Origin of the sequence: Gracilibacillus kekensis (assembly GCF_900143085.1) — a bacterium.
GTDB classification, from domain to species: Bacteria; Bacillota; Bacilli; order Bacillales; family Amphibacillaceae; genus Gracilibacillus; species Gracilibacillus kekensis.
Genome location: NZ_FRCZ01000001.1, coordinates 540,439 through 562,851 on the forward strand (window position 1 = coordinate 540,439; position 22,413 = coordinate 562,851).

Genomic DNA, 22,413 nt, shown 5'->3' on the forward strand with positions numbered 1-22,413 from the left:
ACATATATATTAGAATCATATTTTAGAGACCAAAAAGGAAACCTTGAGAGGCTTTTTGCCAATCAAGGTTTCAATTTAATTACATTATATCTTCGGTATATCAATATCTTTGCCTGGTGACTTACTAATTAGAACGTCAGGAAGGTTTGGATCATTCTTTTTCAGCTTATACTTTTGTATTTTCGTTAATTCAGGATCAAAGGAAATGTCTTGTGATTTAAAATCTAAGCTTAGCAATTTATTATAAATTTTCGTCAAAAAAGCTTTCCATTCCACTAATGAAGAACTTAAAATTTCATCTGAACTCTCTAGCAAACGATAACCATCTGCATAATGAAACATTAGTAAACCTGTCCCTAAATCACAAGCCTCATTTTCTAGAATAACTGTTGGTATATCAAATCCGCTATCCCAATTATAATTGGCGGCAAAGTAATGGAGTATTAGTGGATTATCTACATTTTTTAATTGATTGATTAAAATATCTTTACCTGTATTACAAAGCAAACTTGAAAAATAAATAATCTCTGAGTTAACCATAAACTAATTCAACTCTCCATACCCTTCAGATTTTTCTTACTCATAATTTGTAGCAGCAATAAAATCAAAAGCACCTGTTGAACTAATTTTATTTTTATATTCAAATTTATACATTAAAATTACTGCATTATATGATTTTTTTAGGTTTATACTCTTCTGTATTTTTGGGATGACAATTTCTTCATACGAACATCCATCTAATAATGTTGAAATATCACTATCCTTATAGACCGCTTTTTCAATAGTATCCTCATCATACGTTAAATCAACATACTCTCCGATTGAGTCCTCATCATTAATATTCCCTAACCAAATTGAAACCCATCCTTGCTTTTCCATTGTATTCCACCCACTTTAAAACTCCATCCTATCAAGGTCTCTGCAATTAGGATATTGGAATATTTGTGCTGAAGAGATTTAAAACAAACATATTAATCAATCGAAACGGTGATCATGCAGGATTAGACTCTACTAAAGCATATAATGAATGGTTAACAATATATAGATACTTCTTGCAACTACAAATATATATTTTCATATAATGACAATTGGGTGATCAGTTAGTTTTTTTAAAAGTTATAGTAAATCAACTATTATTTACGCTCTAAGTATTCAGCCTCCCATTTATCTTGTTTCTCGATAGGGCTGTTTTTTTGTTATAGTTTCAAAAATATATTTAGTTGCGTTTTGCTCCTTTGTATATCCTACATTAAAAAAATTAATTATAATGATATTAAGTTTTACAATTCAGGATTCCTTAAATCATTAATAAACTCCATAAAACTATCAGCTATTTTATAAGTATTTTCTTCTTCATTAGATTGTGGAAAATAGAAAGCGTGATCCCAATAGTAAATACCATCGTTTTCCGCATCTGTAATAAGTACAATTAATCCTGAACCCGGATCATCTCCTATTATTAAACTGTTTGGTAGCATATCTTCCTCAAATTCTTCATAACATTCAATTAAGTTAAAAGTGCTTTTTACACCTATACCATACAGGACATCTAATGGTACTTCTTGATTTAATTCTTTCACAAAAAACTTACTATATCTATTTTTCGGAGTTCCACCATTAAATTCATTTAAAAATTTCTTATAATCTTCAGGTAGTAAAAAACCTAGATACTCTTCCAATTCTTTAATTGATTCATTCGTCGCTTTACCAAAAGCATTTATATTCATTTATTTCTCTCCTTCCTATTATTTTTGCTTCTTAGTTAATGACATTCCACCCATATGTCGAAATCTTCTATGCATCTTTTTATTAACTTCTTGCATTGTTGTCAAATCTTGATGATGATGCCATGTGTTTTCGTCTAATTTAGCACCATTTGGAGCTAATTCATCAGCTCTTTGAAAGTCAGTATCATATCTTTTAAATTCTCCAATTTGAACTTCTTGTCTTACTAGCCCAGCAGATTTAAAGTCAGGAAAGCCTCCTGGATAGGAAACACGATTTGGAGGAACCTCCCAATCAATATAAGTCCATGTTCCTTCCTCGCTAATCTCTATCTTACCACCTTTTTTCAGCCATTTTTCTGGATCTCTAGAATATCGTGGTTTAGTAAGTAATTGTTCCTCAGTAAACTTTGTAATTTCTTGATTTTTACCTCCACCCTTTTTCCTTACACCTTCCAAACTCTCCGTACCCCCACCACTTCGCTTCATAAACACTGGATAATTAATCCCCGTTAGTGGCTCGCTCACCACTCGCACTTCAGGAATTAGATTCTTCATCCTGGTCATCGCATTATTGATGGTCCATGTCTTTGGTAGTTTTGGCAAGGTACCAGGTGGGTTTTCGGTTGGGAAAATATGGCGGATGTTTTTGTTCGCCTGCATGCGGTCTACCGTGACACTTGCTCCACCAATTCCTAACATAAACAAGCCTTGGGTTAAGCTCTGGTTCCTTTTTTCTTCACTTAATTCATTGCCGAACATATCTTTTCCGGTGATATATTCGCTGAAGCCGTTATAGCTGGCCAGTCCATATATGCCATACTCGGTTTGTCTCAGTATATCAAATGCCTTGGTATTTTGGTAGGCATCCAGTGCATGATCGGTCACTTTTGCACCCTTAGATAATGTGTGGATTGTTTTACCACCTTTTATCGCTCTTCCTGCCCAACCGACGACGGGGATGAAGCCCGCAGCTGCCAAGCTTCCAGCGGTAATGCGTTCAGCAGTGGTTAATTTTTCGATACATCCTTCAAAACAATCCAAAAAATGTTCTACTAACGTATCATCTACTAAAGCAATTGGTTCTGGAAAATATTTGACACCTTCTCTTTCAAATGCTTTTCTACTTGTATAAGCAACTGCATCAATAACACAGTTCCAAGCTAAAATATCTGTTTCATTATCTGCCATTTCTTGAATAATTGTTATACCATTTTCTTCATTATCTAATAATTCATAAAGTAGATCCCCTATATTTTCTTTATCTTTTAGCCACTTCCAATATTTGCTTATAACTTCCTCAGCTAAAATTTGATCTTCCTTTTGAGAAAATACCGACAATACTTTCTCTGAAAGTCCAAGAAAAAATATTACTTTACCATCATCGGTTAAACTACTAAAGTTAATATTAGCCATAATTAACCTCCAACCTAGTCAATATACTCACCATTTTTAATCATTAAATGACTCTTTATTCACTAGATTTATGTAACTGTATCGTTACCATCTTTAGCATTACGAGCTTTGTCATGGTCTTTAGTTTGTGGGTCTTGCAGTACCATAGTGTCCTCTTGGCATGTAAAATGTCATCTCGCCTGTTTATCGTCCTTCTCATTAAACCAAATATAAAATCAATACTCCATCCATTATTAGCTATGAATTTCAGTAAAGCATCTTTCATGATATCTAAAGCATAATTGTCTAATAAAAAACAAAAAGCACTTGTTTCCTAACCGGCAATCAAGTGCTTTATAGTTTCAATAATAAACGGCTTAGCAATCAAACCTTAAAGTTTATTATATTGTATCTCATCAAACCACTCATCAGCAATCTGACGAGCCGTTTTAGTTTCATGATTAGTATAAACTAAATCATACTTGTATTCAGCTTTGAATTTGCCACTCTTAACATCATATATTAACTTCATTTCAGTAGGCATGTCTTTTTCATAATCCAAACATAATTCTTTAATTTTTTCAATATCTTCATTTAAGATATCTAATACCATAAACTGGCGTTCCGAAGATATATTGTATCTTTCACCCCCATTCGCAAATGCATCATTCACTTTATGAGGCTTCAGATACTTATTATTAATTAAATAAAAAAACTTGCTTGAAATAATACTTTCCTCACATGAAGCGTAAACATATACTTTATCCGCTCTCTCTTCAACATACTCCATACATATGGATATCATATCAGATTGCAATTCACTAAATCTATCTTCAAAAGTATTCATCTAGTTTTCACTCCTTAGATTAGTTTAAAAGGACTTCAGAGAACGGCTCACCATCAATTGTGTATTTTACTAAGAATTTTTTCGGCCTCACATTATTCCCAGAGTATATTACTTCTAGATTGATTGTTACTTCTTTTGGAGGGGTTTCCTTTAAAGCTGCAGCCCATTCATCTTCAATTTTCTTATATTGCTTCAAATTAACATCTGATAATTGCGATACCAAATTATCAAGTTTAGGTGATCCACCAAATCTATCACCTGCCAAATGACCTGCATGATCCTTTCCTTTTATTTTTCCTAATGTATTTTTGCTATGTGAAAGTCTATTTTCCCTGGTAGTTAATTGAAGATTATTTGTTTCAAACTTTGAAATTCTACCAGCACTGTCAGTTTCATAAAAGTAATCATGTTCTCCAGTTTGGTATCTAATATTAGGCTTTAATCTATTTTTTCTTCCGTTTGTATACTGCTCTCCTTTTCCCACTAATGGTTTTACTTCACCTTCTCCAGTCAAACGATTACCCTTACTCCCTTTCCCTAACCCTTCCAAACTCTCCGTACCCCCACCACTTCGCTTCATAAACATCGGAATATTCATCCCCGTTAGTGGCTCGCTCACCACACGCACTTCAGGAATTAGATTCTTCATCCTTGTCATCGCATTATTGATGGTCCATGTCTTTGGTAGTTTTGGTAAGGTACCGGGTGGATTCTGGGTTGGGAAAATGTTGTGAATGTTTTTGTTCGCCTGCATGCGGTCTACGGTGACACTTGCTCCACCAATTCCTAGCATAAATAAGCCTTGTGTTAAGCTCTGATTCCGTTTTTCTTCACTTAATTCATTGCCGAACATATCTTTTCCGGTGATATATTCGCTGAAGCCGTTATAGCTGGCCAGCCCATAAATACCATACTCGGTTTGTTTCAGTATATCAAATGCCTTGGTATTTTGGTAGGCATCCAATGCATGATCGGTCACTTTTGCACCCTTGGACAGTGTGTGAATTGTTTTACCACCTTTTATCGCTCTTCCTGCCCAACCGACGACAGGAATGAAGCCCGCAGCTGCCAAGCTTCCAGCGGTAATGCGTTCAGCAGTGGTTAATTTTTCACCGGTAACCGGGTCAATACCTGTTGATGCACGCTTGGCATCATAGTATCCCGTTAATTCCCCTGTAAAGGTACAGACCGTGTCCCATGTTTTTTCATACCATGGTCGATTCTCCATCTCCTCTATTTCTCTTTGGAGCTCGCGGTGTTCCTCTAATTCCTTCTGATAGTTTAAGTAGTCAGCCGTCATTTCCTTCGCCTGATTACGTGCCGCATGGATTTCGCTTTGCTGGTAGATGATTTCATTAAAATAAACAGGTGAAACCTCACCACCTTGGGAGGATGCTCGGAACATTTCTTGCATTAAACCGACGATGACTTGTTCATGGATGGAGGATTGTTGGTAATGTTCCAACAAGAGTTGATCCAATTCATTTACTCTATTTTTGGTTTTCTTCCGTTTATTCTCAGCGTCTTCCATTCGTTCCTCAAAGTCATGAATGGAAAATACCTTTAACGAGACGAGGTCATTCACACGTGAAAAAATTGATTGCAAATCCTCTCGCTGGTGATCGACTATATCAAAGGCTCTTGCCACACCTTGAGCGAGATCTCTTTCCAGAAAAGGAACATCTACCAAAGTTTTGCCACCTAAATCGAAATCCTCTGCCATTCCTTCGATTCCTTTGAAAAAAGAAATCTGCATATCGATAAATTCAAGCCAAGCCTCTACGACATCAATTTGTGCCCGGTAAAAACCTTTAATCGCATCGGCACTCTTGCCTGTAAAAGTATCGATACCAACTATCTTTTGAAAAGCACTTCGTAATGTTTCCAATTTTTCTCTTAATGTCTGGTATTCTTTTGCACGAGCTTCTACGGTTGCGACTAACGATTTTGTTTCCAGCGTTCGAGTTGTGCTCATCGCTTCCTCTCCCTTACCTCTCTCTATTTACCGATTGCTTCATCTTGCTCTTTTAGCTTCCTTACACTTTCCCTAGTATCGGCCAAGTTTTTTTCAACGGTCTCGATATATTGCAACAAAAAGGAATGAATCATTTCTTCTCGTTCAAGCCATTCATCTGTAAACGCCAGTTCATTTCTACTAAATGTATTGGCAGGCTTTGGTAAATCCAGACGGGACAGACATGACTTGGCATGTGCAAGCTCCGACATGACGGAGGGAAAATTTAATTTAATTTCAGTACCGCCGCTCGTTGTACTTCCTACTCGAATGTTCATCAGAACAACCATCCTTTTAATTCATTCAATTTACGCCCGTATGCTTCCGCTGCTTCTTCCCCCTGGCTCCATAAACGATCGGCCTGATGGGCAATTGTACTTGCGAAATCTAAGGTGTTCTGCTGGAGTTGTAACTGACTGATTTCCCAGTCTATCTGAACGATATAATAGTCGTATTGATACAGAATCTTTCTTTTCATATATTCATAGGCTTCCTGCCGAGACTCATCAAATGTATTGGCCTCAGTTCCTTCCCACAGGGAATCCAGTGAAGGGTGTAACAATTTTTTAATTTCCACGTAAGCCTGGTCTTTCTCGTTCTCTATCTCACGCTTTGCCTGTTTTAACCGTTCTATTTTTTCCTCTGTTGCTGCCGATCGGTTAGAGATAATCTGGAATGCATCACTAAGAAAATCTGACAATATATACACCTCCATAACAAGAAAATAATCCAATTAAACTCTTTATCTAATACATAATTATAAATAATAATTAGAAGAATAATCCAGTTATTATATGTATGAAATAGAAAAACAAATCCAAATACCTATTATCCTATTTGATGTTCTATTACTTTCGAATTATTTAGCCTTTCTTTTAGTTAGTCCTGTGATAAACTGGGACAGAGGGACAGGTACAGTTCAGTGTCCCTCTGTCCCAGAATGCCAAAAAAAATGAATCACATTGGGATGTTTGCACGGTATAAATAAAAGTAGATGGAGGAATCAATATGTGGGTAATATTAGGGATTATTGCCATCGTAGCAACCCTTATAAATCTTTATATGTATTCAGCAGGAAAGGATTATAAGCTTGCTATGGCTATTGCGTTATCATTTACAGCATTAACACTTTGTGCAGAATATAGTCTTGTATCGGTATGGGTAGAAGCGGAAGATTGGGCAGCTTTAATGGATGTAGTTCCCGGTATGGAAAGGGCATTATGGTTTTTGACAATTGTTTCTATCTTATTGAATATAGCACCTATACTTTTAGAACGAAAAAGTAAGAAATAATTACTTGATGACACATCATTCATTACATTTTTTGTAAGTCTTTAGATATAACTAGCGGAAGTTTTCTCAATATTGGTTTCCAACTAAATAAAAAGCCCCCTATTGTCAGGAGCTTTTTATCTAGTCTGCACTTATGTGATAAACACTTCTTGTTTCTAGCGAGTTTTCTATCGTCTGTTTCGTCATAGCTGCTGGCATCTTATTTTTTTTAACAGTAATTTGTTTGGTTTCGTTTGCTGATAAATCAAAATAGTTATCAGATAGAGGTAAGTCCACTGTTGACTGAATTTCTACATATTTTGTAAAGGCATGAGCCTTAACGTTAAGCATATAGTGATCATCGTCTTCTTCTACTGCGATAGACATATGGGGATTTAGAAACTTAAAATGCTTCGGCTTAGAAAACAGCACCATTGACTGACTGTACGGACTACCATCGATATATAACGTCGCTTCTAAATAGGTTTCATATCTAGTAACTTCATTAATTTCATCAGATAAGTCCAAATGTGTAAGAGCTTTAGCAGTTAGTGCTTCAACCTCAATATCGATAGTGCCTTTTTGTAAAATATCCGATTTATTATTACGTAATTTCCACTCCACTCGTCCCGTGATTCCATTCAAATGATCATTTGTCACATAAATGGATGCCTCATGCATTTGTTCTTCTATTGATAAAAGGATAGGATCATAGAATTTTTTTGCAAAGTAATGCAAGGCTTTCCATCGTCCAAAATAATCAACGCTTGACCAAGAGGCCACGGGCCAGCAATCATTTAATTGCCAATACAGTGATCCCATACACCTTCCTAAATTACGACGCCAGTGTTCGACACCATACTTTATGGCTTCTGCTTGCAGCAATTGTGAGGTATACAATAAAGTACTGAAGTCTTTAGGATAAAGGAAATTCTCTGATAAATAATACAAGATTTTCCCATTTGCATCATCATTTTTTTGGTGTTTTTCCATTATTCTCGAAAAGATATTTCGATCCTCAAGAATAGTGAAAGATTCTACAGTTTGTAAACCTGGAAAGGCTTGAAACCCAAATTCCGAACAAAAACGAAAATGGTACTTACGATATTCAGTAAACGGTTTTTGCCCATGCCATACTTCCCAATAATGCACATCACCCACATCAGGATTCTTAGGGTCGATAAAGCCCCCACCAGACGAAGGAGACGATGGCCAGTAAAAGGTTTGTGGATCATATTCCGCTACAATATCTTTCAACGTTTTTTCAAATAACGTAATATAATTGTCCCGCCAATCTTTCCGATCTGGCCACCCCCAATATTCCATTGCCTCTTCTACCTCATTATTTCCACACCAAATACCAAGGCTTGCATGATGTCGAATTCGCTTAATTTGATCAATTGCCTCTTGTTCAACATTTTGGTGAAACGCTTCGGTCATGGGGTAAACACTGCAAGCAAACATAAAATCTTGCCAGACAATGATACCGTTCTTATCACATAAATCGTAAAAGTAATCCTCAGGGTAATGCCCCCCACCCCAAACACGGATCATATTAAAGTTGGCCGCAACAGAATCTTCTATCACTTGCTTTGTTCGTTCCTTTGATAATCTTGGCAATAAATTATCCTCTGGAATATAATTCGCGCCCTTCATAAATAATGGAAAACCATTTACTATAAATTCAAAAGATTTTCCCCATTGATCTGGTTCATGTCTAACCTCGATGGTCCGAAGCCCAATATGTTTCTGCACTTTATCCAGTAAACGATTATTCTTTGAAATCAATACTTCTACCTGATACAGTGGTTGTTCACCATAGCCTGCTGGCCACCATATTTGAGGCTCTTCAATAAAAAGTGAAGTTTCTGATTGCTCAAAGGCCTTTTTAACTTGTTTACCGCAAGGGGATGTCAAAATAACTGTTTTGTCTACAAATCGGTCTTCGGTTACTAATTCAGTTGAAATGGTAACTTCAACCTTCCTTTGTTTTGGACTATGCTTTTGTGAGACGTAGACATCTTGAATTCGATTATCATTCCAAGCAATTAATTCTACATCACGCCATATACCTAAATCAGGTATTTTCGGCCCCCAATCCCATCCAAACATACTATGAGACTTACGTAAGTGTTGGAAACCTTCGACTGCGTGATGCACTCCTGGAAGCTGATTTTCTCGATTCTTTTCCTGTACATAATCCACAGGGGAATACAAAGTTACTTTCAGCTTGTTTGTGCCCTCACACAAAATCGATTTCACATCAAATTCATAAATTCGATGCATATTGTCGGTACTTCCAATGGTTTGATCGTTAATTTCAATTTTTGCGATAGTATCAATACCGTGAAATTTTAATTGAATGTTTTCATGACTTAATAAAGCTCCATCCATTTCAAACTCTTTGAGGAATACATAGTCATTTGCACTTAACATTAATGCTTGATCTTCGTTGTCACGGTAGAATGGATCCGGAATTAATTCTTCCTCTAGTAATGTATGTATTACGGAAGCTGGAAGGTTCACCTTGTATTGCTCTTCTTCTGAGTTATTTCTCAGATACCAATCATGATTAAATTTAATTTGTTTCATGCTACACCTCGCTGTATTATCTCAATTTATAGTTAGGAAACTTGCATTTTATTTAAAACGTTATTGCTAATTGCGATTTGTACAAAAGCTATGGGAATAATGCCGAATACCAGAAATAAGGCTGGCGCTATATAGATTAACAACCCATATATACCAATAATAAGGAATTGCATGATGATTGCAGAAAATGATGTTAAACCTACTCTCATGTTTACTACAAAATAATTCGCAATCGATAAAGAATAATGCACCAAAATAGGAAAGAGATATAACCATTCAATTACCACGATCACTGCAACACAAATTACTACTGTATACATTATCAGGCGGGTTATTTCGTTAAAATGAGGAATCATAGAAAAATTGAGAACCGCAGCAGCTGTCGATACCGTAAGAAGCCAGCCTAAAATATTGGATGCTTTAAAATTCTCTTTGTGAAATTTTTTGAAGTGATTGCCAACACTTATGACATTCCCTTCCATTTTCCAAGTGCGAATTACCCCATATGCAGCTGCAGTAGAAGGGAATATTCCTAGAATAATCCCTCCCTTTAGGGTGTATAGCATCCAAAAAGCATGTAATTTCAACATTTCTAATATCCAATCAGCGAATACATACGTTTTACTCATTCTTCCACCTACTATTCAGCTATTTTGGCCTTGGTTATTTCACAGCACCTTCTGTTAAACCAGAAATAAATTGTCTACTAAACAAAAGAAAAACTAGAAGAATTGGTAATGTTGCAAGGAAGGTCCCAGTTAGAATTAACGAATAATCTGTATTGTAAACGTCATTCAGTGTACGTAATGCAATTTGCAAGGTATGCACACTAGAGTCTTTCAATACTACTAATGGCCACAGAAAATCATTCCATGTCATCATAAAAGTAAAAATACCTAATGTAGCAAGACCTGGCCGAACAGCAGGCAGTACAATATTTAAAAAGATTCTAAAATTTCCACATCCATCAATTCGCGCCGCTTCAATCAATTCATAAGGCACCGACGAGGAAATATATTGACGCATCCAAAATACTCCAAATGCATTAACCATCGCTGGTACAATAACAGCTTTCAAGTCATCAACCCATCCTAAGTTCGTCATTATCATAAAGTTAGGAATTAAGCTGAGCTGAGGCGGAATCATCATTGTGGCAATTACAAATATAAAAAAGCCGTCCCTTCCTTTAAATTGTAATTTTGAAAAAGCAAACCCTGCTAGCGAACAGAAAAACAAGACAGAAATAGTGACTACAGCTGAAATAATTATCGAATTAGCCAAAGCCTGAAAAAAAGCGATCCGGTTAAACACTTCTATACTGTTTGCGATAAAATTAGGTCCTGGTACCACTGCAGGTGGAAATTTATTAATTGCAGAAGTGGTATTAGATCCAACAACAAACATCCAATAAAAAGGAAAAATTGAAAGGATAGCACTGACAAATAAAAACAAATACAGCGCTATTTTCGATAATTTATTTTCTCCTACCTCATGCATACATAACCCTCCTCTATACTATCCTTCCTTAAGATGATCCAATTTTTCTCGTTAAAAAAAGATTAAATAAAGAAAAGATAATAATTATTAAAAATAACACCCATGCAATAGCTGCTGCATAACCGAAGGAAAAACGATTAAATGCTTCCTGGTATAAATACAGTGTCATCGTTAATCCTTGTGATCGTGAGCCTTCCCCAAACAACAACGGTTCCGCGAATAATTGCATCCCGCCAATTGTTGACTGCACGACAGTAAAGATAATAATTGGACGTAACAATGGTACAGTAATATACAATAATTGTTGCAATTTATTTGCACCATCGATAGTAGCTGCTTCATATAAATCCTTTGGAATCCCCTGTAAACCAGCTAAATAGATAATGGCGTTATATCCTACCCACCTCCACATTACCATGACAGAAATGGCAATATGAGTGCCTATATAAGAACCACTCCAACTAATAGATTCGATTCCAAAAAGCGATAATATGTAATTCGCAAGACCATATTGGGTGCCGAATATAGCAGAAAAAACAAGAGCCACTGCTACTACAGAGGTAACGTTAGGCATAAAAATAGCTAATCTAAAGAAGGATTTATATTTTAGAAAAGCCTGATTAAGAAAAAAGGCGATCAATAGCGCTGCAATTAGCTGGGGAATAGTTGATAATGCCCATATACTAAATGTATTACCAACCGCTTTCCAAAATAATGGATCATTAAAGAGAATAGACGAAAAGTTACTGAAACCGACAAATTCTGTTTCACCTAATATGTCCCATCGATGAAAAGATAAATACAAAGTGAACACTAAAGGAAATACACCGAAAACACCAAACAATAAAAAGAATGGAGATATGAATAGATAACCTGATTTCACTTCACTTGCTTTTTGACTATACCTCTTCGGTCTATACTGCTTCGATTTCTGCACAGTATCCAATGTTATACCCCCTAACAATATATTAGAAAAGTGTGGAGCGACGGTCTAGAAACATAGCAATCGAATCAACTAAGATAAAGAAAGCACTCAGAAAACAAACCGATGATGACTGATCGTAGTATGATTCATGGAGTCGCCTGCTTACGCATGAAAGTTAAGAGAGAAGAGGAAAAAATAGTCCGTATTCCTTCCTCTTCTATTCCTTTAATTGTGAATTATCGATTAAGCTGACGATCTACTTCATCAATCACATTATCCCATGCTTCCTCTGGTGGGGTGTCATTATCTTCGATCGATATTAAACCATCTTGAAAAAGTTCACTGACCGGATCGTGCATAGTACCTTTGTATCCTGCTACAATTTCTTTTGCAGCTTCTGCATAAATTTGCCCTAGGTTATTATTGTTAACAAAATCATCCTCTAATTCTTGAATAGCTGGATCATCATATACCTCTGGGGTAGAAGGGAATGGTCCACTATTTTTAAATATTCGCAATTGTTGTTCCGGCGCCATTACCCAAGATGCAAAATCATAGGCTTCCTGTGGCTGGTCACTTTGCTTAGGTATAGTTAGAAATGAACCCCCAAAGTTTCCAGACCCTTCAGGCATAAAGGTTACATTCCACTTACCAGCAGAATCCGGAGCTGCATTCTTAACATTTTGTAACATCCAAGGGGGCAATAACACAGTAGCAATTTGGTCATCCGCCAAAGCCGTTCCCCATTCCGCGGTGTCCCTTTCTAGATTGATTGATATGTCACCTGCACTTGAGGCAATGTCCCATGCTCTTAAATTTTGATCACTTTCCATACCAATAAACTCTTCATCAGGTGTGAAATATTGCTCTTCTGATTGCTCAAGGATAGCTAAATATAAATCAGATGTTCTGTTTATCATATATTTCCCTGTCTCATCCATCACCTGACGACCTGCTTCCACATAACTTTCCCAACTATCAATTTCAGCAGCGACCTCTTCAGGATCTGTCGGTAATCCAGCTTCCTCAAATATATCCTCACGATATGCCATTACCATTGGACCGACATCTGTAGGAACTCCGATTAAAAAATCCTGATCAGCATTTGTAGCTTGTTCCCACTTGGAATCAAGATAGACTCCTTCAAGTTCTTCGCCACCTAAATCAAATAAATTATGAAATTGGTCTTGGTTTTCCTTCATTCGGTCGAGATATCCTTCATCCACTGCTGAGATATCTGGTGCACCTGAACCAGAAGCTAGCGCAGTAATTAAATTTTGATGTACGTCTCCATAATCTGCTTCTTGAATATTAATATGCACACCCGTCTCTTCTTCGTATTCTTCTGCTAATTCTCCTAATCCAAAACCTGGCCAAGCCCACAAGGTTAATTCATTGTTTCCGCTTTCATTTTCACTGTTAGCATCGTCCTCGCTACATGCAACTAGAAAAAACATCAATACTATCCCCGTCAACAATAACAATAACTTTTTTCCCAAATTAAGACCCTCCTGTTATTTTTGTTATTTTTTTGTTATTACGAGGATATATTATCATAGTTTAATTGGTCTGTAAATCCGATATTTTATTTTTTTATTTGAATTCCATCAGAAGGAGAAGTTACCGAGCTTCTAATAACCACTTCACAAGACATTTGTATTTTTTCAGTTGGATATTGTTTATTCTTAATTCTCCATAACAACATACTAACAGCCCGCCTTCCGATCGTTTCCTTTAGGACATGGATAGTTGTGAGCTCTGGATTGATGTTGGATTTGCATTTAATATTGTCAAATCCAGTAACAGAAACATCCTCAGGGACACTAATATTGTGTACTGATAAAACCTCTATAAGAGTGGTAGCAATTTGGTCATTCGCGCACACGAGCGCTGTAGGCATATTCTTGTTATTTTGCCAACGACGAACACGTTCCGTTAATTGTTGTGATATTTTTTCTTTGTAATTAAAATCAAAGAGTGAATCTTTTGTCACTAGGAGTTGGTTATTTTCTAATGCCGTGCGAAAACCGATCCACCGATCTTTGAAACTAGGCGAAAAATCAATATCCCCAACAAAACAAATCCGCGTATGCCCTAATCCCATCAAATGGTTAGCCATTAGTTGAATACCTGTAATATTATCCATAAAAATTCGATCTGCTTTAACAAGTGGGTCTTCATGATCTACCATCACTAGCGGAACATCATAATCACTCAATTGCAACAACATCTGCGTTGATACAAAACCTACTGTAACCACACCTATTAAAGAGTCTCCTTTTATTTGTTCAACAAGATTGTCATGATTAGAAATGACGATAACACTAACTTCCAACTCCTCCAAATAATCGACAATACCATTAAAGACACTACTCCAATAAAACGACTCAACATTCTGTTGCCTAATGTTCGGCATAACAACTAGCACAAACCCTTGATTTTCATTCTCTGAAGTTATTGTTTTTGCATTATATTCGCTCGTTTTATAATAACCAAGTTGTTTTGCTACGAACAAAATTCTTTCACGTGTACTTTCTTTGACACCTGTTTGATTATTCAATGTCTTGGATACAACATACTTAGAATAACCTGCTGCATCTGCTATCATTTGTAAAGTTACTTTTTTCGGCATCCAATCACCCTTATTGTTATTTTTGTTATTATATTTATTATTTTATTAGAATTTTAATCATTTGACTAGGACAATAACCAAAATGGATACATTTTCTGAAATCTCCGACTCACACTATCCCGGGAGAAATTTATAGATTAGTGCCTATTTTTTTACTTACCTTATTTCTAACACTCGAATCTGCTTGGATGTTTTTTTCGAATTTCTACTTTGTTTACCAATAGATATACTTTATCGTTTTAGGTCCTGCGCCAAAAACAACCATTACTTTTTTCGTTAGAATACCCTAAGTAAATCTTACCATGAAAATCAAATTAAAAAATAATGAAATTATAAAGAGAGAGTTTCATCCGTTGAAGTCTATCCCGTTAATCCCCCTACTTATCTTCTTTGTTACTGACGATGCTGTTTTAATGATTTTTATATTCTCACTTGTTTGTTGCTTACATTAATGTCATGGGAATTGCCCTCCGCTTGACGCGAATTACCATCAATCCCCAACTACAACCCAAAAAAAAGAAGGAGAACGCATCTCCTTCCCACTTAATCCCGACTAAACAAATCTCGTGTATAAACCTTATCCCGTACATCCTTAATATCATCCGTCAATCGATTAGCCACAATCACATCTGCTACTTCTTTAAATTCATCAAAGTCTTTGACTACTCGTGAACCATAGAATTCTTCTTCTTTCATTGCTGGTTCATAGACAACGATTTCTACACCTTTTGCTTTGATTCGTTTCATAACACCTTGGATTGCCGATTGTCTGAAGTTATCCGAATCGGTTTTCATCGTTAAGCGATAGATACCGACAACGTCTGGATTCTTGGCGAGTATCGAATTTGCAATATGATCCTTACGCGTACGATTTGCATCCACGATTGCTGCCATAATATTATTTGGTACATCCTCATAGTTTGCCAGCAATTGCTTTGTATCTTTTGGTAAACAATAACCACCATAGCCAAACGAGGGGTTATTATAGTGGGTACCAATTCGTGGATCCAATCCGACACCTTCGATAATTTGCTTGGCATTTAAGCCACGGACCTCGCTGTACGAATCCAATTCATTGAAAAAGGCAACCCGCATCGCAAGGTAGGTATTGGCAAATAATTTGATCGCCTCAGCTTCTGTTGAATCGGTAAAAAGGATCTCGATATCTTCTTTAATAGCACCTTCAGCCAACAATCCAGCAAACACTTTCGCCCGCTCTGACCGTTCACCAACTACAATTCGTGAAGGATACAGGTTATCATACAAAGCTTGACCCTCACGCAAGAATTCTGGTGAGAAAATGATATTATCCGTATTATATTTTTCACGCAATTCCAGCGTATAACCAACCGGAATTGTTGACTTAATCACCATCACGGCATTCGGATTAATATCCAGTACTGTTTCAATAACCTTCTCCACAGTGCTTGTGTCAAAATAATTTTTATCAGGGTCATAGTTGGTTGGTGTGGAAATAATCACAAAATCAGTATCTCGGTAACCTTTCTCTACATCTGTTGTGGCAATTAAATTTAAATCCTTAGTTTCAAAAAAGGTCTGAATCTCCTTATCAATAATCGGTGATTTCTTATTGTTAATCATTTCTACTTTCTCTTCGATAATATCTAATGCAACTACTTCATTATGTTGTGCTAATAGAACTGCATTTGATAAACCAACATAGCCTGTCCCCGCTACTGCTATTTTCATTAACTCTTTTCCTCCTTAAATAAATCCTGCACTTTGTGATAACTTTCAATTGTACCTATATCATACCGTAACCCTTCAAATTGAAAAGCGTATACTTGCTTGTGCTGAATCAACCAAGGGATAAAATTACCCGGTGCATCTGGGTTGTTTCCTTCCCTCAAATACTGTGAAATCAACGGCAACGTCGCTTTTTGGTATATATAAAAAGGAGGGCCTGCTAAATTCGATTTTGGCTCTTCTGGCTTCTCTTCAAAAGAAGTAACCACACCTTCTGAATTCACCTCGACAATTCCCGTTCTTTTCATTTCCTCGATCTCATCTAATTCATGGGTCGTGATACTATCTGCTTGCACTTCCTCAAAGAACTCAACAAATTCAGTAAGCTCAAACTCAAACAAGTTATCTCCTGCCAATACCATGATATCCTCGTCTATTTTTTGCTGCTCGATCACATATTCAATATCAGCAATAGCACCTAAACGATTGTCATTAGAGGTGGTACGATCATTAATTACCATGATCTGTTTGGCTCCACCATAATCATTTGCCCATTCTTCAAAGCTCGATGTGAATCTCTCATTGGTAACAATAAACACTTCGTCAATTTCTGCTACTTTTTCCACCTTTTCGATGATATAATTTAAGATCGGCTTACCTGCCACTTCCAATAGGGCTTTAGCCTTGTTTTTCGTTAATGGGTACAGCCTTGTGGCATAGCCTGCCGCGAGAATGATACATTTCATCTGCTTCCCTCCACCATTTTTCTACCTCAGGTTATGGTATTCGACATACCAATCAGCAAAATGCTGTAAACCCTCTTCTATTGATTTTTCGGGTTTAAAACCAACTTCCTTATGTAGTCGTTCTGTCGATGCATACGTTTCAGGCAGGTCTCCAGGTTTAACTGGTTCATATTCTTTCAAAAATTCGACATCTCTTCCCAATGTATTACTCAACGCTTTTTCTAACATTGTAATGAATTCCATTAATTTCTGTGGATTATTATTGCCAATATTAAATAAGTCATGTGGTACCCTACTATTTGGAATTCTAGGTATTACCCTGACAATACCCTCTATTAAATCATCAATATAGATAAAATCGCGATATAAATCATGTTCAAAATCACCATTATTATATATTTTAATTGGTTCACCAGCGAAGTATTTATTCGCAAAAATATAATAAGACATATCAGGCCTGCCCCATGGTCCATATACCGTAAAAAAGCGTAAACCTGTCGTTGGAATTCCATAAAGATGACTATACGTATAGGCGGTTAATTCATTTGATTTTTTAGTTGCTGCATACAAAGAGATTTGCTGATCAACGGAATCTGTTTCTTCAAATGGTACTTTCTTGTTCGCACCATATACAGAACTAGACGAGGCATAAATTAAATGATCAACAGGATAATGACGACACGCTTCTAATATGTTGTAGAAACCTATCACATTACTTTGCATATAGACATCAGGGTTTTCAATGGAGTAACGAACTCCCGCTTGAGCTGCCAAGTTTACTACCACATGTGGTCTATACTCTACAAAAATGGATTCTACTTTTCTTTTATCAGAAATATCTGCTTGAATAAATGTAAAGTTATTATGTATTTGCAAACTGCTTAATCGCGTCTCTTTTAATGTCACATCATAGTAATCGTTAAGATTATCTACTCCAACAACTTTTGCCCCTTGCTCTAATAACCGTTTAGATAGATGATAGCCAATAAAACCTGCTGCTCCAGTTACTAAATAGACGGATTTATTCGGATTATTCAAATCACAAGTCCTCTTTTCTAAACCTTTTATTATCTAGAGATACCATCCATATTATAGCATACACAATGAAAGCCAACATCCAGTTTTGCATAATATATAGACAAATTTGCATTAATTCGTTGCAATCCCCCTTATTCCGACCTACTTACTTGACTTTAAAAACATTTGGTTGTAAATTAATAGTTACTGACAATTAAATACGATTCTTATCCAGAGAGATGGAGGGACTGGCCCTGTGAAATCTCGGCAACAGCTTTTTAAAAAAGTATTGTGCCAATTCCAGTAGCATTAGCAGAAGATAAGAGGAGACTATATTGACTTATCGACCTCTTCTTATGTAGAAGGGGTCTTCATTGTTTCAAAAGGAGGTTTTTAAATGTTTACGATGGATCTTACTGGAAAAGTTGCGGTAGTAACTGGTGGTGCCAACGGAATTGGTAAGGCGATTGTTGAAGCTTTACGATCTTCAAATGCGAAAGTTGCTGTTATCGACCTAAACCAATATCCGCAACAAGAGAATAACGATCTATTTTACATTCAAGCGGATGTTTCTCAAAAAAAGGATATTGATCATATGGTAGACCAGGTGATCTCACACTTTGGCCGGATTGATATCTTGGTCAACAATGCCGGGATTTCAACAATGGATTCTTTTGTAGATATTCGTGAAGAGGATTGGGACAAAACCATGGACGTGAACGCAAAAGGGGTCCAGCTTTGCAGTCAGGCTATCGCAAAAAAGATGCAACAGCAAGGTAATGGCGGAAAAATTATCAACATCGCTTCACAAGCTGGTAAAAATGGTTACCGCTTCATGGGATCTTATGTAGCGTCCAAACATGCAGTTGTTGGTTTGACCAAAGTAATGGCATTAGAACTTGCCAGTGACCAAATAAATGTGAATGCGGTTTGTCCGGGAATTGTTGAAACAAGTATGAAACATCGAGAACGAGAAATCGGTGGCAAGCTACGAAACTTGGATGCACAGGCGATTAAGGAAGAGGACTTTTCACAGGTACCGCTTGGCAGAACAGGAACACCAGAAGATATAGCCTATGTCGTCATTTTTCTTGCATCCAAATTTGCAAATTACATGACAGGTCAGGCAATCAATGTGACAGGCGGCATGACCATGCACTAAATTTCAGGAGGGGTAAAAGTGACACAACAGTCAAAAGGTAATATTTTCGCATTATTACCATTACTTATATTTATATTACTATTTATCGGAACAGGAGTCATAACACAGGACTTCTCTAATATGCCGCTGAATGTGGCAGTTATCATAGCATCTGCGGTGGCAATTGCAATGAACCATCGAGGAAAATTATCTAAAAAAATTGAAATCTTCACCAAAGGCGCTGGACATGAAAATATTATTTTAATGGTCATTATCTTTGTTCTGGCCGGTGCTTTCTCAGAAGTTGCCCGTGGAATGGGAGCGGTGGATGCCACCGTAAATCTTGGCCTTTCACTGCTGCCAGCCAATCTATTAATGGTAGGATTATTTATAATTGGTTGTTTTATCTCGATTACCATGGGAACTTCAATGGGAACAGTGGTCGCACTTGCACCAATCGGCATCGGCATTGCCGAGCAAACCGATATTCCAATGGCATTAGCAATGGCTACCGTTATTGGAGGAGCAATGTTCGGCGATAATTTATCAATGATTTCAGATACAACAATTGCTTCCGCTCGAACGCAAAACACATCGATGAGCGACAAATTCAAAACCAACTTTTTTATCGTCATTCCTGGTGCAATAATCACCGCAATTATCCTTTGGGTGATCACAGCTGGAAACCATGTCAACGATCTCGGTGACTATTCGTACGATTTTGTTAAAGTTCTACCCTATCTCATTGTGCTGATCGTAGCCATTTTAGGTGTAAATGTGATGATTGTATTAATTGGTGGAACGATTTTTGCTGGGGTGATTGGTTTAATCGACGGCTCTTATACTGGTACAACCTTTATTCAAGCTATTTCACAAGGAATTATTAACATGGAGGATATCGCCATTGTCGCCTTGTTTATCGGTGGTATCGTTGGTATGATCCAACACAATGGTGGTATTGAATACCTTTTACAATTTGTGAAAAATCGAATTAAATCCAAAAAAGGTGCAGAATTCGGGATAGCAGGGCTGGTCAGTGTCGCAGATATCAGTACCGCAAACAATACAATCTCGATCATTATGACCGGTCCATTGGCTAAAAATATTGCGAATGAATACGACGTAGATCCGAGAAAATCGGCTAGTATTCTTGATATTTTCGCTGCTTGCTGGCAAGGGATCGTACCCTATGGTGGTCAAATGCTTGCAGTAGCTGGACTTGCTTCGATATCACCTTTAGCGATAATGCCGTATTCATTCTATCCGGTATTACTTGGGATTTGTGGGGTTATTGCAATACTGATTGGATTTCCTCAGTTTAAAAACAGTAAAACGACGTAATCTCATACACAATGACTAAAATCTGATCGCTTCACGGGAATATGCTTTACTCCCGTGAAGCACTGTTTTATAAAATAAAAAGAACCCTCAATTTCGAGCATAACCTTCCCCTTTACATCCTAATCTATTTTACTAATTTTCTGAAATAGTGATATTGATAACTTTCGTCCTCCATTTTATAAACAATTGTCTTTCTTTACAGGTAATCTAGATCAAATACATTGCAAATGACTATGTTTAATAATATAATCAACACCATAAACATATTCATTATTGATTAAAATGAACATGTTTATTCTCAAAATTACTGGTAAGTACAAAAATAATGGCTCAAAGGGTATCAAAAATACACTAATTAATAAAAACATATTCATTAGGCAACAATATGAATATGTTTATCTAAGTTTAAAAGTATTCTTCATTGCATTAAGTAAACTTAATATCCTATATATAAAGAAATTCGATGGAGGAAAGTAAATGAGAAAGTTCGATTATAGCTCCCTAAAGAATCTAATGTTACCAATGGAAACAGTAAGTTTGATTTCAAAAATCAACGAGTATAAAGGTAAACAAGATTTATATATGAAACAAGCACCGCAAATCCTAAATACCCTTAAAGACGTAGCAATTATTCAATCGACGAAAGCATCAAATGCTATTGAAGGAATTATTATTACAGATAAACGTTTGAAAGGAATAATGGATAATACAGTCGATCCGTTTGACCGTTCAGAAGGGGAAATAGCAGGATATAGGGATGTCTTAAATCTTGTCCATGCGTCATATGAGGCAATCCCTATCAACAACAATGTGATCTTACAACTACACAAGCAACTTTATCATTACATTGCAGCTGAAGGCGGGAAATGGAAAAATGTTGATAATGTAATTAGCGAAACATTGCCAAGTGGAGAGAAATTCATTCGCTTTGTTCCTGTTTCTTCATTTGAAACACCAGATGCTATGGAGGCACTCTGTAATGAACTAAACGAGAGAATGAGCAAAGAGGATGTGGAACCACTTGTTTTAATCAGTGTATTTATCTTAGACTTTTTATCGATACATCCATTTAATGACGGCAACGGTAGAATGGCAAGAATTTTAACCTTACTGCTCCTATATAAGTTTAACTTCGAGGTTGGCAGGTACATTAGTTTAGAAAAGATAATTGAAAATACAAAAGAAGGATATTACGATACGTTGCATCAATCTTCGCAAGGATGGCATGAAAATAAAAATGACATTTTTCCTTGGATCAATTATATACTAAGTACATTTGTTGCTGCTTACAAAGAGTTGGAGTTTAGAGTAGGATTAGTGCAAACAGGAAAAGGAAATAAAGCTGCCAGGATCAAGAAGTACATTGAAAATAAGCTTGGTTTCTTTACAAAGGAAGACATTCGTAAATCGTGTCCTGATGTAAGTGAATCGACTATAAATCGTGTGCTTAATGAACTAAAAGACAATGGGCTTATAGAGCCAACTGGATTAGGTAGGAGCGCTAAGTGGAAAAAGATGCGATAAAGATTTCGTCTTGACTTCAACAAATTATGATGAGCAAGT

General features: G+C 36.5%; 21 protein-coding genes, 1 pseudogene and 1 riboswitch. Of the genes and pseudogenes, 4 read left to right on the forward strand and 18 right to left on the reverse strand.

The window, feature by feature from the left end; genetic code table 11:
- Positions 1-84: 84 nt before the first annotated feature.
- The 9 genes and pseudogenes from BUC25_RS02500 to BUC25_RS02540 form a co-directional block, all read right to left on the reverse strand.
- Positions 85-540 (reverse strand): DUF4274 domain-containing protein, encoded by a 456-nt coding sequence (locus BUC25_RS02500; RefSeq protein WP_073199333.1) that lies wholly within the window; start codon positions 538-540, stop codon positions 85-87.
- A gap of 36 nt (positions 541-576) precedes the next feature.
- Positions 577-879 carry an immunity 22 family protein gene (locus BUC25_RS02505; protein WP_073199335.1) on the reverse strand — a complete coding sequence of 101 codons (303 nt, stop codon included), beginning with the start codon at positions 877-879 and terminating at the stop codon, positions 577-579.
- 401 nt (positions 880-1,280) lie between these two features.
- A complete protein-coding gene (locus BUC25_RS02510; protein WP_073199337.1) occupies positions 1,281-1,727 on the reverse strand; it encodes an SMI1/KNR4 family protein in 447 nt (148 codons plus the stop codon).
- A gap of 18 nt (positions 1,728-1,745) precedes the next feature.
- Entirely contained in the window at positions 1,746-2,213 is a 468-nt protein-coding gene (locus BUC25_RS19810; protein ID WP_084543380.1) for an HNH endonuclease, read from the reverse strand.
- Positions 2,214-2,774: 561 nt separating this feature from the next.
- A pseudogene (locus BUC25_RS19815) lies at positions 2,775-3,140 on the reverse strand (Imm6 family immunity protein); the annotation flags it as partial.
- Positions 3,141-3,510: 370 nt separating this feature from the next.
- Entirely contained in the window at positions 3,511-3,966 is a 456-nt protein-coding gene (locus tag BUC25_RS02525; protein ID WP_073199339.1) for an immunity protein YezG family protein, read from the reverse strand.
- Positions 3,967-3,985: 19 nt separating this feature from the next.
- Positions 3,986-5,941: a T7SS effector LXG polymorphic toxin gene (locus BUC25_RS02530; protein WP_073199341.1), complete on the reverse strand. Its 1,956-nt coding sequence runs from the start codon at positions 5,939-5,941 to the stop codon at positions 3,986-3,988.
- Between the two features lie 23 nt (positions 5,942-5,964).
- Complete coding sequence (locus BUC25_RS02535; RefSeq protein ID WP_073199343.1) at positions 5,965-6,258, reverse strand: YwqI/YxiC family protein; 294 nt, start codon at positions 6,256-6,258, stop codon at positions 5,965-5,967.
- Positions 6,258-6,680 (reverse strand): YwqH-like family protein, encoded by a 423-nt coding sequence (locus BUC25_RS02540; protein WP_425292863.1) that lies wholly within the window; start codon positions 6,678-6,680, stop codon positions 6,258-6,260. Before BUC25_RS02540 ends, BUC25_RS02535 begins: the two co-directional genes overlap by 1 nt.
- Positions 6,681-6,988: 308 nt before the next feature.
- Between BUC25_RS02540 and BUC25_RS02545 the strand changes: the two genes are divergently transcribed.
- The gene (locus BUC25_RS02545; protein WP_073199345.1) at positions 6,989-7,273 is read left to right on the forward strand and encodes a hypothetical protein; all 285 of its coding nucleotides are present in this window, start codon (positions 6,989-6,991) and stop codon (positions 7,271-7,273) included.
- Positions 7,274-7,393: 120 nt separating this feature from the next.
- Here the strand turns inward: BUC25_RS02545 and BUC25_RS02550 are convergent, their stop codons facing one another.
- From BUC25_RS02550 to BUC25_RS02590, 9 genes are all read right to left on the reverse strand, one after another.
- Positions 7,394-9,844 carry a beta-mannosidase gene (locus BUC25_RS02550; protein WP_073199347.1) on the reverse strand — a complete coding sequence of 817 codons (2,451 nt, stop codon included), beginning with the start codon at positions 9,842-9,844 and terminating at the stop codon, positions 7,394-7,396.
- A gap of 32 nt (positions 9,845-9,876) precedes the next feature.
- Positions 9,877-10,473: a YesL family protein gene (locus BUC25_RS02555; RefSeq protein WP_073199349.1), complete on the reverse strand. Its 597-nt coding sequence runs from the start codon at positions 10,471-10,473 to the stop codon at positions 9,877-9,879.
- A gap of 34 nt (positions 10,474-10,507) precedes the next feature.
- Positions 10,508-11,341, reverse strand: coding sequence for a carbohydrate ABC transporter permease (locus tag BUC25_RS02560; RefSeq protein ID WP_073199351.1), 834 nt, complete (start codon positions 11,339-11,341; stop codon positions 10,508-10,510).
- A gap of 28 nt (positions 11,342-11,369) precedes the next feature.
- The gene (locus BUC25_RS02565; protein WP_244535135.1) at positions 11,370-12,278 is read right to left on the reverse strand and encodes a carbohydrate ABC transporter permease; all 909 of its coding nucleotides are present in this window, start codon (positions 12,276-12,278) and stop codon (positions 11,370-11,372) included.
- Between the two features lie 224 nt (positions 12,279-12,502).
- Complete coding sequence (locus BUC25_RS02570) at positions 12,503-13,765, reverse strand: ABC transporter substrate-binding protein (RefSeq protein WP_244535111.1); 1,263 nt, start codon at positions 13,763-13,765, stop codon at positions 12,503-12,505.
- Positions 13,766-13,851: 86 nt separating this feature from the next.
- Positions 13,852-14,898, reverse strand: coding sequence for a LacI family DNA-binding transcriptional regulator (locus BUC25_RS02575; RefSeq protein ID WP_073199353.1), 1,047 nt, complete (start codon positions 14,896-14,898; stop codon positions 13,852-13,854).
- Positions 14,899-15,441: 543 nt separating this feature from the next.
- Positions 15,442-16,608 (reverse strand): nucleotide sugar dehydrogenase, encoded by a 1,167-nt coding sequence (locus BUC25_RS02580; RefSeq protein WP_073199356.1) that lies wholly within the window; start codon positions 16,606-16,608, stop codon positions 15,442-15,444.
- Positions 16,608-17,351 carry a nucleotidyltransferase family protein gene (locus BUC25_RS02585; protein WP_073199358.1) on the reverse strand — a complete coding sequence of 248 codons (744 nt, stop codon included), beginning with the start codon at positions 17,349-17,351 and terminating at the stop codon, positions 16,608-16,610. The genes BUC25_RS02580 and BUC25_RS02585 overlap by 1 nt, the downstream gene beginning before the upstream one ends.
- A gap of 21 nt (positions 17,352-17,372) precedes the next feature.
- Positions 17,373-18,389 (reverse strand): SDR family NAD(P)-dependent oxidoreductase, encoded by a 1,017-nt coding sequence (locus tag BUC25_RS02590; protein ID WP_073199359.1) that lies wholly within the window; start codon positions 18,387-18,389, stop codon positions 17,373-17,375.
- 203 nt (positions 18,390-18,592) lie between these two features.
- Positions 18,593-18,694, forward strand: a riboswitch (SAM riboswitch).
- 71 nt (positions 18,695-18,765) lie between these two features.
- Here BUC25_RS02590 and BUC25_RS02595 point away from each other — a divergent pair.
- From BUC25_RS02595 to BUC25_RS02605, 3 genes are all read left to right on the forward strand, one after another.
- A complete protein-coding gene (locus BUC25_RS02595) occupies positions 18,766-19,530 on the forward strand; it encodes an SDR family NAD(P)-dependent oxidoreductase (protein ID WP_073199361.1) in 765 nt (254 codons plus the stop codon).
- Positions 19,531-19,548: 18 nt separating this feature from the next.
- Positions 19,549-20,850 (forward strand): Na+/H+ antiporter NhaC family protein, encoded by a 1,302-nt coding sequence (locus BUC25_RS02600; RefSeq protein WP_073199362.1) that lies wholly within the window; start codon positions 19,549-19,551, stop codon positions 20,848-20,850.
- A 477-nt stretch (positions 20,851-21,327) separates the two neighbouring features.
- Positions 21,328-22,374, forward strand: coding sequence for a Fic family protein (locus BUC25_RS02605; protein ID WP_073199364.1), 1,047 nt, complete (start codon positions 21,328-21,330; stop codon positions 22,372-22,374).
- The last annotated feature ends 39 nt before the right edge of the window (positions 22,375-22,413 follow it).